We start from the raw sequence: 15,612 nt of genomic DNA on the forward strand, positions 1-15,612 counted from the left end.
CCACTGCCCCTCTCCTCAATCCGCCCCTCATCCGCCTGCCGGCACCTTCTCCCCATGACTATGGGGAGAAGGGACAAGCGGCACCGCCTTGGCCATCCCCTCTCCCCGCGGGCGGGGAGAGGGTCAGGGTAAGGGGCAGAGGGGGCCAGAGTGGAAGGGCAAAGGTCAGAGACACGTGTCAGCGTCAGGATGCGGGGGCGACAGGGGAAGAGCGCAGCGCCCTGAATCAAAAAAGGGGACGTCCCTGCGCCCCCTTCCCGGCATTGCTGCATTTCGGCCTGCCTTGCACCCCTGCGCGCAGGCCGCCCCTCATCCGCCGCCCATTCCTCAGCCCCATTTACGGGGAGAAGGAACAAGCGGCAGCGGCCGTTCGTCCCCCGACGAAACGTCACGCGCCCGAGGCGCATTCCTGGCAGAGCGGGGCATAGGGCACCGCGTCGAGGCGTTTTTCGGCGATCGGCTCGCCGCATTTGGCGCAGATGCCGAAGGTGCCCTTGGCGATGCGGTCGAGGGCGGCGTCGATCGCCTTCAGTTCCTTCTCACCGACCTGGCCGAACTCTTCCAGCACCTCGTCGTTTTCCGCCTCGATCGCCTGTTCCTCGCTGTCCTGGTCGCGGGTGCGGGAAAGATCGTTGTCGATCTTCTTCAGGCGAGTGAGGATCTCGTTCTGGCGGTCGCGCAGGATCTTTTCATATTTTTCGGTGTTCATGCGGGCAGTTTCCTCGGTTTCTTCTTGTGTGTCGCGGGTTGTTCGTCGCGGCCGGTCCGGCTCAGCGATCGACCAGCACCGAGCATTTGGAATGGCGCACCACGCGGTCGGCGGTCGCGCCGATCAGATAGTTGGCGAGATCCGGCTTGTGCGAGGCGATGATGACCAGATCGGCGCCGTGCTCGTTGGCGGCGGCAAGGATCTCGCGGGCCGGTGCGCCGGAGCGGATCTCGACGCGGGCCTCGATGCCGGTCTTTTCCTTCAGCTCGACGAGCTTGCCCTTGCCGTCCTTGATCGCGCCCTCGATCGCATCGACCGGCAGTTCGATGGTGATGTAGCCCGGCATGTCCTCGATGACCGTCAGGAGGATGATTTCGCCGCCGGCGTCCAGAAGGGTTGCCGCCTTGCGCAGGATCTGTTCGCCGCGCTCGAGGGCTGCGCAATCCACCGGAACCACGATCTTCTTGTACATGACCTTCTCCTATCCGGGCGGATCCAGACGCGGCCCGCCTCCCTTTCTTCCATCCTACATTCCTTCGCACGGCCTGTCGCCGCATTGATCAGGATCAATTTTCACGACGCATGATCGTCAACGATCATCGAACGATAAATCTCCATTATCCGATCTTTCGTGAACGACGCCGAAGGCGCATATTCCTTTTCGACAACACAAGAACCCCGGGCCGGCCGGGCGCTTGAGGCAACTGCAGAGACCGCGGAAAAGAGCGGCGCAGGCCGGCGCCGACGCGGTCCACGGCAAGGAGCCAAACCAGATGTCCGACGCAGCCCTTTCCTCCGAAGCCGAAAGCTTCGCCCTTACCCGCCCGATCCATGTCGGTCGCAGCCATCTCGTGGTTTCCGATCTCGACACCGTCTCGTCCTTCTACCAGGACATGCTCGGACTTTCGCTGATCGACAAGAGCGCGAGCGGGGTCACGCTCGGCGCCGGCACCCGGCCGCTGCTGACGCTCACGACCGCCCGGGACGTTTCCCGCCAGCCGCGCAACGCGGCCGGCCTCTTCCACACCGCCTTCCTCTTGCCCGATCGCGAGGAGCTCGGCCACTGGCTCGCCCATGCCGTTTCGCGTGGCGTCCGGCTCGACGGCGCCTCCGACCACCTGGTTTCCGAGGCGATCTACCTGTCCGACCCGGAAGGAAACGGCATCGAGATCTATCGGGACCGCCGGCCGGACGAATGGAATTTCAAGGCCGACGGCACCGTCGAGATGGCGACCTACGGGCTCGACCTGCAGGGGCTCTATGACGCGGCGCCGAAAACCCCGTGGGGAGGCATGACCGACCGTGCCGCGATCGGCCATATCCATCTGCAGGTGGGCAATATTCCGGAGGCCGACCGGTTTTACGAAGGGGTGCTGGGCCTCAAGAAGATGGCGGTCTATCCGGGCGCGAGCTTCTTCGGCGCGGGCACCTATCACCACCACATCGCCGCCAATATCTGGAACAGCCGTGGCGCCACCAGCCGCAGCACCGGCATGGCGGGCCTTTCGGACTATTCGCTGACCTTCAACGACCAGGCAGCCCTCGACAAGGCGCTCGCCACGCTGGAAACCCTGGAAATCCCGGTCAGCCGCACGGCGGAAGGCCATGCACTGAAGGACCCGTGGGGCATCGGCCTGACGCTCACCGCGTCGGCCTGACCGGCAAGGCTTGCTTTCGGAAAAAAATCAGGAGCGGCCGCGCAAAGCAGCCGCTCCTTCGTTGTTTTGGCGCGGGGTGTCGTCCGCGGCGGTTCTGCCCTGGCCCTCAGAAAACCTTCAGGAGACGGATCTGGGTAACCGTGTTTGACGGGCCGCCTTCGACATTGAAGTCCTTCGACAGCATGGCTTCGATCTGCACCGTCGGGGTCAGGAAGTGATTTGCGAAGATGCGCAGCGAATCCACCCGTGTCTTGCTTCCGGTATAGGCACCGTCGGAATAGGCCTCGCCGCCGAATTTTCCGGAATAGCCGATCGAGAACGACGTGCGCTGGGACGGCTGATAACGGAGATAGGTCTGGACCTGGTAGCTCGGGTCGCGGCTCAAGGTGACGCCGCCCTCGTCATGATCGCGGCTCAGCGCCACGTCGAAGGTGCCGTCGAAGAAGAAGCCGGCGCCCAGGCCCTGGATGAAGCCGATCTGCGGCGTGACCGTGTAGGTGCCCGATCCGATGCTGACGCCCGAGGCGTCGTAACTGCCGGTGGGCATCGTCAGGAAGGCGGTCGCAGCGAGCGTGGTGCCGGTCACCGGGTTCGACGGCTCGATCAGCCAGGCGGTCGCGCCGACGGTCAGGTCGCCGAGCCCGTTTGCCTCGTTGACCGCACTGCCGCCGATCTTCGCCTCGGTGAAGCCGCCATAGGGAAGATAGGCCTGCAGGCCATAGCGGACGCCGCCCGCATCGCCGTAGTAGAGAACCCGCGATACGGCGAGAACGGCGTCGACCTGAGTTCCGGGCACGTCGCCCACGCCCTCGACATTGAGTTCGTCGGCGGTCGAATACTGGAAATACTGCAGGGCGACCGCCGTTTCCGGCGGCAGCAGGGTGTAATCGCCGGGCGAAGTATCGATCGCGTGCGCCTGGAAGGCGGTCGCCAGCGATGCGACAAGGCTTGCCGCGCCCCAAAGTCTGTTGATGTTCATTGTCATCCTCCTCTCCTTTTTGCCGTTGACGCCCGGTGGTTTGCCTGCCGCGGTGGAGATCATTCCCCTTCCGCGGCCGGGACACCGGGGCGTTTCGCGGATCAGACCGCGGTGAAACCGCCGTCCACGGTCATGACCGCGCCATTGACGAAGCTCGCAGCGTCCGAACCGAGGAAGGAGACCAGCTCCGCGACCTCTGCCGGCGTGCCGTAGCGGCGCATGGGAACCATCTGCGTCATCATCGAGCGCACGGCCCCGTCGGGCATGTCCTTGCCCATCCCCTTTTCGACGTCGGTCATCATGCGCGACTCGATCGGACCGGGGTTGACGGCATTGGAGCGCACGCCGGCGGCACCGCATTCGGCGGCGACGCTGCGCATCAGGCCGAGGACCGCGTGCTTCGTGGCCGTGTAGGCGCAGATGAACGGTGTGCCGATCAGACCGCCGACCGACGAGGTGACGATGATCGAGCCCTTGCCGGCCGCCAGCATGTGCGGAACCACGTGCTTGTAGCCGAGGAAGGCGCCGACCAGGTTGATGTCGACGATCTTGCGGAAGGCATCGGTCGGATAGGCCTGGATCGGGAAGAAGTGGCCCTCGATCCCGGCATTGTTGAAGAAGATGTCGATGCGGCCATGCGTCTTCACTGCCTGGGCGGCGTAGTTTTCGACGGCGGCCTCGTCGGTGACGTCGGCAACCACGGTCGTGCAGCCGGCGATGTCGCGGGCGAGTGCCGTCAGGGCAGCCTCGTCACGGTCGACGGCAACGATGGACGCTCCCCGCGCCGCCATCAGCCGCGCGGTGGTGCCGCCGATCGCCCCACCGGCACCGGTGATCAGTGCAACCTTGCCCTTGAGATCAGTCTTGTCTTGCATCAGTCTTCTCCTCCGTTGTTGATCTGGTCAGATGTCCTGCGCTCTCCGTTCAGCCTGCCGGACTGGCAGCCTCCACGACGGTGATGGTGCAGGATTTGGTGTCGGCTTCCTTGTCGCCGCCCATGCAGTGGGCGAGACCGATGTCGCCTGCCTCGCGCTTCTCCCGCAGGTAACGGGAGACCTCGATGATCTGGGCGATTCCGGTCGCTGCGACCGGATGGCCGCGCGACAGGAGCCCGCCCGACGGGTTGACCGGCACGCAGGCCGGATCGCCGGCGAGAAGGCGTTCAGCATAGCGTCCGCCCTCTCCGGGCGCGCACAGGCCGAGGCCCTCGTAATGCAGGATCTCGGCGATCGAGAAGGCGTCGTGGCATTCGATGACAGAAAGATCGGCCACGGCAATTCCCGCCCGTTCATAGGCGCGTTCGGCGGTCCGGCTGTCGGTCTGCCACTCGGACAGGTCGGCCATCAGGTCGTAGCGCCCGCTGGTCAGCACCGAGGCGCGCACGCGTGCCCGCGCACCGGTCTGCCTTGCGAGGCGGTCGCTGACCAGGACGATCGCAGCCGCGCCGTCGGCGATCGGCGAACACTGAAGGCGCGTCAACGGATCGACGACCATCGGCGAGGCAAGGACGTCCGCGAGCGTCAGCGGCTCGCGCATCATCGCCAGCGGGTTTGCTGCCGCGGCACGGCGGTTCTTGACGGAAACAGCTGCGAGCTGCTCAGCTGTGGTGCCGAAGCGCTCCATGTGCCGGCTCGCCCTCAGCGCGAAACCCGCCGGCGTGACCCGCCCCAGCAGGGTGTCGGCGAGCGTCTTGCCGGAATCGATCAGGCCGAGCGCGGGATGGAACATCTTCTCGGCCCCGACGACCAGCGCCGCATCGACCTCCCCCGCCCGGATCGCCGTGCAGGCGATGTGGAATGCGGTCGAGCCCGACGTGCAGGCATTCTCCGTGTTGATGACGGCGCATCCGGCAAGTCCGACGTGGGCGAGCGCGTCCTGGCCGATCGTGAGGCTGCCCGAGAGCCGTGCGGCCAGGGCGTTGGCAAAGACCGCGAGCTCGATCTTCTGCGGCGCGAGGCCACAGTCCAGCAACGCGTCGCGCGCGGCCGTCGCGGCCAGCGTCTCGAGATCGGTGGCTTCGTGCCGGCCAAAGGAGGTCAGGCCCCACCCGGCGATCCAGGGCGTGATCATGGCGCCGTTCCTTCCTTGCTGTTGCCTGAAGCCGGAACAAAGATCGGGCGCAGGCAGGGATTGCCGTCGTTGTCGACGCCGATGGCGCGCAGGCGCAGCGCGACGCGGCTTCCGGGCGAAAGCTCCGTCTCGCCGTCGAAAAGGCCGAACAACCGGAGTGGTGCCGCGTCCAGATCGACGAAACCGATCATGTAGCCGGGCGGCAGTTCATAGGGCGGCCGCACCCGAACGCGGGTCAGGCAATTGACCCGGCCGTCACCCGAGAGCAGCAGCTCCTCGGTCGGGGCAAGGTCCGGCCCGCTGAACTGGCGGGGCGGGAAAAGCACCTCGCCGCCCCGGGCGGAACGCACGGCGCGCAGCAGCACGCGGCCGTCGGGTTCGACGTGGTATTGCGCCATCAGCTCGGGGGGGAGCGTCGGCTTGGAATGCGCTGCGACGGTCATGCCGGCACCGCCGCCTTGTCGGCATCCCAGGTGTCGGACGTAACGCCCTCGGCCCGCAGCCGGTGCTTTTCCACGCGTGCCGTGGGGGTTTTCGGTAGTTCCGCGACGAAGCGGATGTAACGGGGCAGCATGAAATCGGCCATCAGGCCGCGGCAGTGTTCGCGGACCGCGACAGGGTCCGGCGACGCGCCCTCGCAGGCGACGATGCAGACCATCACGTCGTCCTCGCCGAGATCGGAAGGCACCGGAATGACCGCACATTCGCTGACGGTCTCCATGCCGGCGATGATGCGCTCGACCTCGAAGGACGAGATGTTTTCTCCCCGGCGCCGCAGTGCGTCCTTGTCGCGGTCAACGAAGTACCAGAAGCCGTCGGCGTCGAACTGCAGCAGGTCGCCGGTGTGGAACCACAGGTCGCGGAAGGCCTCGACCGTCTTCTCGGGCATCTCGACATATTCGATCATCATCCCGTTGGTCCGCTTCGGGCGCACCAGCAACTGGCCCGGCGTGTCGGGGGTCGTGATCTTCCGGCCCGCCGCATCGACCAGCATCAGGTCATAGTGATCGGTCTGCCGGCCGCACGAACCGGGCCGGGAACGAGCCGGGTCGCTCATGATCGGCACGCCGATCTCGCTCATCCCGTAGCCCTCGATCAACCGGGTGCCGAAGCGCTCCTCGAAGGCTTCGAAAAGCCCCTTTCCGGCGCCGGCGCCCATCATCACCCGCAAGCCATGATTCCTGTCCTCGGGATCGGCGGGGGCCTTCATCAGGACGGAGAGGATGGTGCCGATGTAGTTGAAGGCGGTGCAGCCGTGGCTGCGGATATCGGTCCAGAAGCGGCTGGCGGAGAAGCGTTCGACCAGAACCATGCGGGCGCCCGCCATCAGGGCGGGAAGCGCGCTGAGGATCTGGGCGTTACCATGGAAGACCGGCAGGGCGTTGTAGAGGCAATCCTCCTCGCCGTAGCCGGTCGCATCGCAGATCTGCCGCGCCGCCGCCAGCGCATAGCCCTGGGGCATGAGCGCGCCCTTGGACGGTCCGGTGGTGCCCGAGGTGAACATGATCGCGTAGGGATCCCGCGCGGAGACCTCGACCACCGGCGCCGGATCGGTGCAGGACAGTACCGCCTCGAGGGCGACAGCACCGTCCGGAAGCGGCGCACCGCGCACAACCGTCTTCAGCCGCCAGCCGATGTCGGCGCGTACCGCGTCGACCGCCGGCAGATGATGGAGATCGGCGACGACGATGCGGGCCTTCGATATCCGCAGCATGTGGGCAAGCACCACGCCGCGATGGGCGGTGTTGAGCGGAACCTCGACCGCGCCGAGCCGCGACAGGCCGAACCACAGCACCAGGTATTCGACGCAGTTGTCGAGCATCAGCGCGACCCGGTCTCCCTTGCCGACACCGAGGGCCGCAAAGCCCGCGGCCGCACGGCCGCTCATCGCCTCGAGCTCTGCGAAGCTGAGCGTCCGTGTGCCGAAGGTGAGGAACGGGCGATGCCCGTACCGGGTGGCCTGCCTCTGCAGCAGGCCGTGGATCGTCGTGTCAGTCATGTCCTGTCTTCCTCGTGCGCCGGTCAATGAGCGGCTCCGTCCCACGGGCCGTAGTAGCGAAGGATCTCCGCGGGCGGAGAAAGCTTCGACCACTCGGCGACGAAGGCGGCATAGGGTTTTGCCCGGGCGAGCCTTTTGCGGCGGACCTCCGCACGACGGGCCTCCGTGGCCTCGCCATCGGCAAGGCCCGTGTGCGCGTCGATCACCACGGCATAGATATCGCGGGCGGCCTCGGCCGAAGCACGGCCGGTGCCCACATCCTGCGCGACCGCCTGCGGGTCGCGCTGCAGCGGGTCGCCATAGCCCGCGCCGCCGGACACCGGTACATAGACCGTGTCACCGCCCTGATAGAGGGCCGGCGGATGGGCAAGGCTCAGATAGCTGCGGTTACCCTCCTCCGGCGTACCGGCGGGACCGTAGAGCTCGGCCATGTTGCGCGGCAGGGTAGCCCCCTCGGCCATCAGCGCATCGAGGTTCGAGCCCCGCACCGTCTGCACGAAGGCGGGCGGCGCGGCGCGGCCGCCGAAGACACCGAGCGTCGAGGGAAAATGCGAACCGAAGCCCATGGAGCCGAGTGCAACCATCGGCACGCCGTGGACCTTGAGGCCGAGCCCGACACCCGAACCGCCGCGGTACTTGCCGTGGCCGTAGGAGTTGTTGAAGAAATTGCGGAACGTGTAGAGGAAGGGCCGCTCGGCCTCGGTCGTCTCGACGTCGCCGCAGTCGCTCATGGTCGCAAAGAAGGCGCCGGCGACATCGATGCCATCCATGCCCGGGCGGCCGCCGGCACCGGTCGCGTTGATCTCGGGCGTAATGTCGGCCATCGGCTCGCCCCACTGGTTGAAACCGGCAAAGACCGTCACTGCGAAGCCGGTGTACCAGGCGCCCACCGCCCGGCTCGGGTCGGTGGCGTAGGTGAGCTTGGCGCCGGCCATGAACATGCCCTGGCTGAAGGCGACCATCGAGGCAGGCGCATAGGATACGGGAACGTCGCCCTTGGCGTTGATGAAGCTGTTGTCGGGGAATTCCCACTCCACCGCCTCGAGCAGGCCGTTGTTGGCGGGAAGGTCCGGAAAGAGCCAGCCGCAGGCATAGACCATCGCCATGCCCAGCAGACCCTGGAAGTAGGTGTTCATCGGCCGGTCGGGCAGGATCGGCGACGAGCCATTGAGGATCAGCTTGATCCGGTCACCCTTCTTCTCGATCGTCAGGTTGATCTTGAGCAGAGCAGCTTCGGGGCCGGTGGTGTCGAGGAAACGGGGCTGGCGATAGATGCCGTCGTTCAGCGTCGCGACCTTCTGGCGCGCGGCCTCGCCCGTCTGCTTCAGGATGAGGCGCAAGCCGCCGACCAGGAAATCGGCTCCGATCTCGGCGACATATTCATGGACGCGGCGCTCGGCGATGCGGGCCGCGGCAAGCCTTGCCTTGATGTCGAGGACCATGGTGCGGGGATCGCGGGTGGCGGTGGCCAGCAGGCCGAGCAGATCCTCCTTCAGCGCGAAGTTCTCGCCGATCTTGATCGGCGGGCACATCAGGCCCTCGTCGTAGCGGGACTTCGCGCCGTTGACCATGCCGCCCGGTTCCGAACCGCCGCATTCGCCGGTATGCACCGCGGCGCCGATGAAGGCCACCAGCCTGCCATCCGCGAAAACCGGGATGCAAAGCCCCATGTCGGCATTGTGCACGCCGCCATAGAACGGGTCATTGTAGAAGAAGGCGTCGCCCTCGTGCAGCCCGACGGTCGGGTCGTTGGCCAGATGCTTCACCAGGTACTTGACCGGTAGCTGGCTGAGCACGGCGTGGTGGTAGATGCCTGTCGCACAGACGGCCAGGTCGCCCTGCGCCGTGTAGATCCCGAAGGCCACGTCGCCCCACCGCATCGCGGTGGACGCGCCGAGCTTCATGGTGGTTTCCTTCCCCTCGAGCGCGATCATGTGCATCTTGTGGGCGAAGATCTCGTATTCCAGGTCGTCGAGCCCCTCCATCGCCCGGGTCTCCCACTCGGTCGGCGGCTCCGGGCGCAGTCTCTGAACGACCTCGTGGTCGCGGCTGTAGCGGATGGTGGTCAGTGCGTTCATGTGATCCTCCCTCTGGCGGCCACGGCCCCTCGAGGCCGGGCGCCATATGCGCCATCAGGCGCTGATGATGCCGTTGCGCAGGCTGTTCATGCGATAGGTCCAACCCGGTTCGATGACGTAGGTCGTGTCCGGTGCCTCGATGATGGCAGGGCCGGCGACGGTTGCCCCGGGGCGCAGGCTCGTCCAGTCATAGACGCGGGTTTCGGTCATGCCGGCGGCCGGATCGAAGCAGGCCTTGCGGATTGCGCTGGGCTGGGCTTCGTAGGCTTCGCCCTGCCCATCGCCGTTGAGCTTGCGGGGCTCCTGGCGGATGCGTGCCGTGACGAAGACCGCCTCGATGGCGATGCCGCCGGAGGGGAAGGCCGCTTCCGGCGAATAGACCGCCGCATACTGCTCCTCGAACAGCCGGCAGAGATCACGGACATCGTCGGCACCCCGGAACGAGAGGATCGGCGAGGTGATGCGGGTCAGGTGGTACTGGGAGCCGTATCGCATGTCGAATTCGAGCGTGAACTCGATGCGGTCGGGATCGAAGCCCTCGAGCTTCAGGTCGCGGGTCGCCCTGTCGGTCAGGTCGTCCACCACCGTGTTGATGACGGACGGATCGCCGAGATAGGACTGTTCGACGAAGTTGAAGAGCCGGACGCTGCGCGACTGTTCCCAGACCTGGCGGATCTCGATGCTCGACGCGCCGAACGCACCCGAGACCGAAGACATTGCCGGGACGATGATCGTGGTCGCGCCGACATGGCGGGCAAAACCGCATGCATGGGCCGCGCCCGCGCCACCGCAGGCGAAGACCACGAACTTGCGCGGGTTGTGACCCTTCAGGGCCACCTCGTTGAACATCTCCTGCCCCATGCGGGCATCGACGATGCGGCGGATGCGCCAGGCGGCCTCCAGGACGGAGATACCGAGCGGGCCGGCGATCTTCGCTGCGATCGCATCATGCGCCGCGTCGGGATCCACATCCATCTGGCCGCCGAGATAGTTGTCGGGATTGAGGTAGCCGAGAACCAGGTCCGCGTCGGTCACGGTCGGCAGCGTACCGCCCTTGTCGTAGCAGGCAGGCCCCGGAACCGAGCCTGCCGATTGCGGCCCCACCTCGAGACGGCCGGCCATGGCCTCGTTGATCCAGGCGATCGAACCGCCGCCTGCACCGATCGACTTCACTTCGATCGCCGGGATGTTGGTGCGCCAGCGATCGATGACGGGAATGAAATCCTGGGCACGGAGAACGCCGCCCGCCAGTACCCCGATGTCGAAGGACGTGCCGCCCATGTCGGCGAAGACGATGTCGCGGTAGCCTTCCTGCGCGCCGATAAGTGCGGCGCCATACATCCCGGCAACCGGACCCGCATTGTGGGTCAGCACCGCACGGGTGCGCGAGACCTTCTTGCTGCCGCCGGTGTTGTGGACCAGGATCAGCGGGCGCCGATAGTTGGCCTTTCGCAGGTTGTGGGTCAGGTCGCCGAGCTCCTGCATCATCACGCCGTGAATGTAGGCGTTGACGAGCGCCGTCATGGTGCGCGTGTACTCGCCGGCCTTGGGCGAGACCTCGGATGCGAGCGTCACCGGCATGGAGCCGAGGAATTCCTCCGGATATTCCTCCTCGATGATGCGCCGGACTTCCTCCTCGTGGGCCCGGTTGAGGAAGGACCACATCAGGCTGACGACGATGCCCTGGACGCCGCCGTCGACGAGCTTCTGCAGCTTCTCGCGCAGTTCGTCCGGATCAAGCGCCCGGACGGCCTTGCCGTGGCAGTCCATGCGCTCGGACAGGCCGACGACCATGTGCGGCGAGACCAGCGGCTCGGGCTTCTTGATGGTGGCCATGTCGCGGATCTCGTGCAGCGCCATGCCGTCGGCCCAGCTGCGGCTGCGACCGATGAAGATGGTGTCCTCGAAGCCCGCCGTGGTGATCAGGCCGAGGCGCGGTCCCTTGCGCTCGATCAGCGCATTGGTCCCGATGGTGGTCGAGTATCTCAGCGCCTCGACCTGTCCGAGGAACACGTCCTGAGCCAGGCCGGCGCGTTTTCCCAGTTCCCGCAGCCCGCGGATCAGGCCGACGGACAGGTCGTAATGGGTGGTGGGCGATTTTGCAGTGATCAGCGTGCCGTCTTCCGCGATCGCGCAGAGATCGGTAAACGTCCCGCCGATGTCGATGCCAACATCGAAATTCATGATTTCCTCCCAGATCGGAATGACGCCTCAGACGCGTTCCATGATGTGTGCTGCCGCCTCCCGGCAGCGACTTGGTTCGATTTCACCGCCGAGTGCCACGGCGCAGGAAACAATCAGTGGCTGTTCGGCCTGCCGTGCCGCTCCCCTCGCCTCGGCACAGGCGGCGGCAAATCCTCCGGCATCCGTCCAGTCCACGGCGAGCACCAGGGCGCTGCGGCCGGCGGAAAGTCCGGCCGCGGCGCCGAAGGACAGATCCGGCGCATTGTCGCCGGTCATGCCCGGCATCGCCGGCTTCATGCCCTTGAGGACGTCATAGTGCTCGGCCAGCCTCCGCAAAGCGCCGTAGAGCCTTGCCAACGTGCGGTTCTCCGCCTGTTCGCCGCTCGGTTCGGGTTCTGCCAGGACAATGATGTCGGGCCTCAGGTTGGCGAGCGCCTCGAACTCGGCGACGACATCGGGCCTGACCCGCTTCAGCGCCTCGTCGAGATCGCCTCCGAGCGCCGCGGCCCGGGCGAGCGGCCCGCGGATTTCGGCGACGCAGGCGAGCTGAAGCCGGCCCGCCGCCGCCAGCGCCCGCTGGACCGCGTCGCGATGGATCGCCGGTTCGAGGTCGGGGACGCCGGCCGTGCCGAACGAAGGCACCCAGACCGCGTCCGCCCCGAGATAGCGGGCGGCGGCCACGCAGGCATCCGCGAGCTTCTGCGGATCCGCCCAGACGGCGCCTTCTACCTGCGCCCCGATCCGGGCGCCGAGGCCCGCCGCCGAGGGCATCAGGATCGGATCGCCCCAGCGCTGCCCCCGCCGCACCGCTTCGACGGCTTGCCGGCCGCCCATCACAGGCTCTCCCGGGCGACATGCCGCGCCTTCAGCGCATCGATGTCGAGTTCGATGTCATGGGTCAGCGGATGCCCGGGCGGCAGATACTCGTTTTCCAGGACCGTGCCGCATTCGGGGCAGTAGAATTCGACCAGCCGGCAGAAGTCGGTGTTGGGGGTGAAGCTCATGGCCTGCCCCTCGATCAGCGGCGGGTGGGCCTCCTCCATCGGTACCTCGGCGACCATGCAGCCGGTCTTGTAGTTGGTGCGGGCAGAGGCAAGGCGATGGCCGCAGGCAACGCAGCACCATTGCTCGGTTTCGAGATCGATGGAGAGATTTTCTGTGATGCGAACGGTCATGCTCAGGCCCTCGTCAACATGAGATTGGCGAAACGATCGATGCCGGCCTGCCAGCCGGGCGCGACCCAGACGGTGGTCTTGCTGCTTTCGAGAAGCGCCGGACCGGAAAGGCGGTGCCCGGGCAGCATCTTTTCCAGATCGAAGACGGGGACCATCGCGGGCGCACCGCCCGTCTCCGTGACGATGTCGCGCTGGCCCGTCCGGGCGACGGCGATATCCTCGGCGGAGAGCGACTTCTCCTCGAAGCGGAAGTGCGGAACCGGTGCCGAGACGAAGAGGCCGAGGGAGGAAAGCTCCACCGCATCGGGCGCCTCCGTCATGATCGTCGCGTGGAGCGTCTGGAGGGCCTGCGGTTCGGAGGGGTCGCCGACCGCGGCCGAGCAATGCAGCTCGGAGCCGTCCGGGCGCCTCATGATCGCATCCAGCCGCCAGGACAGTTTCTCAAGGTCGAAGCCCTCGCCGCGCATGTCGCGCAAGGCGGTGTCCTTCATCTCCCCGACCAGCCTGCCGGCCGTCTCCAGAAGCCGCGGATCCCCCGACGCCAGGCCGACGGAACGCATGTAGCCGTGGCCGACATCCATCAGCGACGAGGAGAAGGCCGAGAAGACCGCGGAGAAGGGCGTGATCGCGATCCGCCGCAGACCGGCGTTTTCGGCAACCTTGCAGGCATGGAGCGGACCCGCCCCGCCATAGACGTTGAGCAGCGGATCACCGCTTCCCGCAGCGCCCCTGAGCGTGGCGATCGCCTCGCCCACCTCGCCGTCGACAAGGGCGATGACGGCCAGCGCCGCCGCCTCGATGCTGATGCCGAGAGGTTCGGCGAGAACGTCGCGGATCGCTGCGCGGGCCTTTTCGAGGTCGAGCTTGCGCGCGCCGCCGAGGAAGTTGTCAGGATCGATACGGCCGAGCACGAGGTTGGCATCCGTGACCGTCGGCTCGCTGCCGCCGAGGCCGAAGCACGCCGGACCCGGCATGGCGCCGGCCGAGCGGGGGCCGACGAAGAGCGCCCCGTCCTTCAGGCCGGCGATAGAACCGCCGCCCGCGCCAAGCGCCTCGACCTCGTTCATCGGCACGTTGGTGCGGTAGCCCTCGATTTCGGGCCGGAGGCCGACATTGACGCGGCCATTGGAAACGAGGCCGATGTCGAAAGAGGTGCCGCCCATGTCCGCGGAAATGACGTCGGTCTCGCCATAGAGGGCGCCTACGGCGCGCGCGCCGACCAGCCCCGCCGCGGGACCCGAATTGTAGGTGCTGATCGCCCGGGTCTTGGCAACGCGCGCAACCGCACCGTCATTGTGACCGATCAGGAACGGCCCGCGGTAGCTGAGCGAACGCAGCTCCTGTTCGGCCTTGTAGAGAAGGCGCGCCAGGCGGCTGTGCGAATAGGCCGAGACGACCGCGCTGTTGATGCGCTCGCCATAACCGTCGCGCACCGTCACGTCCGAGGAGAGGAAGACCGGAATGGAGCCCAGGAAGTCGCGCGGATACTCCCGCTTGACGATCTGGCGGACGGCACGCTCGGCGGCCGGATCGGTCTCGCTGCCGTCGAGAGCGACGACCAGGCATTGCGCGCCGGCATCGATCAGCCGCTGCGCCCTGCCCAGCACCTCCTCCGGCGACAGCCCGGCATCGATCTCGACCACCATGTCGGCATCGATGATGCCGGCGCCGCGGTCGGTCGCGAGCGGCGCCAGAGCCTTGCCGCCCGTCGAGACGACGAGGCCGATCTTGGCGCCGTTGCGTTCGATCAGGGCGTTGGTTCCGACCGTGCTGGCAAAGCGCACCACGTCGGTCTGCTCGAGAAAGCGCTCGACCGTCAGCCCGACCGCCTTGGCGCCGGCCCTGATGCAGTTCAGGAAGCATTCAGTCAGATCATGCGGCGTGGTCGGGGTCTTGACCGCCCGGGCAATGCCCGGCCCCGCCACAAAACCATCGGTGAAGGTTCCACCGGTATCGATGTCGATAGTATAGGCCATGTCTCCTCCCTTCGGAGCGGCCGGCCTGCCACTCCGTTCGTTCCGCCGGCAAGGCGGGTCTGTCGTGATGTCAGTCGCGGCAGGCGCCGCGCATGATGAAGTCGACGATTTCCTGGTGCACGGTCTCCGCCGGCAGGGGGCCGTCGGGACGGTACCAGCGCAGATGCCAGTTGATGACGCCGAGCATGTTGAAGGCGGTGACCCGCGCATGCCCGGAATTCAGCGCCCCCTCGGCGCCGAGCCTGTCGAGCACCTCGGAATAGATGTCGAGCACCTCGCGCTGGATCTCGGCCGTCTCGTTGCCGACGTCCTCCGCCAGCTGGGCGCGCTGCGCCAGCAGCATCAGCAATTCCCGCCGATATTCGACCGCAGCCGCCAGATGCGCCCTGACCAGCGCCTCGAGCGCCGCCCGCGGCGTTGCGGCCGCGGCAACCGCCGCCCGCAGGCGATCCGGCAGCAGCCGGACCGAACGGTCGAGGATCTCCCGCCACAGACCGTCCTTGTTGCCGAAGTGATAGTAGATGTTGGAGAGGCTGACGCCGTGCACCTTGGCGATATCGCGGATCGACGTGCCGCTGAAACCCTTTTCCGAAAACATCCCGACAGCCGTCGACAAGAGGTTCTCCCTGACGTCCATGACGTCCTCCGCCTCGCTTCGCCGTCCTCCAGACATTTCCATTCCCTTCTCCTCTCCATCGCTCGAACTAATCGAACGTTCGTTCTATAAACTTTCCCGAAGCTTTCTGTCAATGCCCTCCGACAATGAATGTGCGATCCGCGACCC

The 15,612-nt window shown here is 66.6% G+C and carries 14 protein-coding genes; 1 reads left to right on the forward strand and 13 read right to left on the reverse strand.

Features of this window, described 5'->3' with window-relative positions; all coding sequences use genetic code 11:
• Positions 1-388: 388 nt before the first annotated feature.
• Positions 389-709 (reverse strand): TraR/DksA family transcriptional regulator, encoded by a 321-nt coding sequence (locus tag HHL25_RS22235; protein WP_169595431.1) that lies wholly within the window; start codon positions 707-709, stop codon positions 389-391.
• A gap of 61 nt (positions 710-770) precedes the next feature.
• Positions 771-1,181, reverse strand: a complete 411-nt coding sequence (locus HHL25_RS22240; protein ID WP_169595432.1) for a universal stress protein — start codon at positions 1,179-1,181, stop codon at positions 771-773.
• A gap of 301 nt (positions 1,182-1,482) precedes the next feature.
• On the opposite strand from HHL25_RS22240, the gene HHL25_RS22245 reads away from it, so the two are divergent.
• Positions 1,483-2,367, forward strand: a complete 885-nt coding sequence (locus HHL25_RS22245; protein WP_169595433.1) for a VOC family protein — start codon at positions 1,483-1,485, stop codon at positions 2,365-2,367.
• A gap of 106 nt (positions 2,368-2,473) precedes the next feature.
• Here the strand turns inward: HHL25_RS22245 and HHL25_RS22250 are convergent, their stop codons facing one another.
• From HHL25_RS22250 to HHL25_RS22300, 11 genes are all read right to left on the reverse strand, one after another.
• Entirely contained in the window at positions 2,474-3,346 is an 873-nt protein-coding gene (locus HHL25_RS22250; RefSeq protein ID WP_169595434.1) for a transporter, read from the reverse strand.
• Between the two features lie 101 nt (positions 3,347-3,447).
• The gene (locus tag HHL25_RS22255) at positions 3,448-4,221 is read right to left on the reverse strand and encodes an SDR family NAD(P)-dependent oxidoreductase (protein WP_169595435.1); all 774 of its coding nucleotides are present in this window, start codon (positions 4,219-4,221) and stop codon (positions 3,448-3,450) included.
• A gap of 49 nt (positions 4,222-4,270) precedes the next feature.
• Positions 4,271-5,416, reverse strand: coding sequence for a thiolase family protein (locus tag HHL25_RS22260; RefSeq protein ID WP_169595436.1), 1,146 nt, complete (start codon positions 5,414-5,416; stop codon positions 4,271-4,273).
• Complete coding sequence (locus HHL25_RS22265; RefSeq protein WP_169595437.1) at positions 5,413-5,859, reverse strand: hypothetical protein; 447 nt, start codon at positions 5,857-5,859, stop codon at positions 5,413-5,415. Before HHL25_RS22265 ends, HHL25_RS22260 begins: the two co-directional genes overlap by 4 nt.
• On the reverse strand, positions 5,856-7,415 hold the full coding sequence (locus tag HHL25_RS22270) for an AMP-binding protein (protein WP_169595438.1): 1,560 nt from the start codon (positions 7,413-7,415) through the stop codon (positions 5,856-5,858). The genes HHL25_RS22265 and HHL25_RS22270 overlap by 4 nt, the downstream gene beginning before the upstream one ends.
• 23 nt (positions 7,416-7,438) lie before the next feature.
• Complete coding sequence (locus HHL25_RS22275) at positions 7,439-9,493, reverse strand: hydantoinase B/oxoprolinase family protein (RefSeq protein ID WP_169595439.1); 2,055 nt, start codon at positions 9,491-9,493, stop codon at positions 7,439-7,441.
• A gap of 54 nt (positions 9,494-9,547) precedes the next feature.
• A complete protein-coding gene (locus HHL25_RS22280) occupies positions 9,548-11,677 on the reverse strand; it encodes a hydantoinase/oxoprolinase family protein (RefSeq protein WP_169595440.1) in 2,130 nt (709 codons plus the stop codon).
• A 27-nt stretch (positions 11,678-11,704) separates the two neighbouring features.
• Positions 11,705-12,511, reverse strand: a complete 807-nt coding sequence (locus HHL25_RS22285) for a hypothetical protein (RefSeq protein ID WP_169595441.1) — start codon at positions 12,509-12,511, stop codon at positions 11,705-11,707.
• Positions 12,511-12,852 (reverse strand): acetone carboxylase subunit gamma, encoded by a 342-nt coding sequence (locus tag HHL25_RS22290; protein ID WP_169595442.1) that lies wholly within the window; start codon positions 12,850-12,852, stop codon positions 12,511-12,513. The genes HHL25_RS22285 and HHL25_RS22290 overlap by 1 nt, the downstream gene beginning before the upstream one ends.
• A 2-nt stretch (positions 12,853-12,854) precedes the next feature.
• Positions 12,855-14,828 (reverse strand): hydantoinase/oxoprolinase family protein, encoded by a 1,974-nt coding sequence (locus HHL25_RS22295; protein ID WP_169595443.1) that lies wholly within the window; start codon positions 14,826-14,828, stop codon positions 12,855-12,857.
• Between the two features lie 70 nt (positions 14,829-14,898).
• Positions 14,899-15,507: a TetR/AcrR family transcriptional regulator gene (locus HHL25_RS22300; RefSeq protein WP_169595444.1), complete on the reverse strand. Its 609-nt coding sequence runs from the start codon at positions 15,505-15,507 to the stop codon at positions 14,899-14,901.
• Between the last annotated feature and the right edge of the window lie 105 nt (positions 15,508-15,612).

Source organism: Rhizobium terricola, assembly GCF_012927355.1.
In the GTDB taxonomy this organism is placed as follows: Bacteria; Pseudomonadota; Alphaproteobacteria; order Rhizobiales; family Rhizobiaceae; genus Allorhizobium; species Allorhizobium terricola.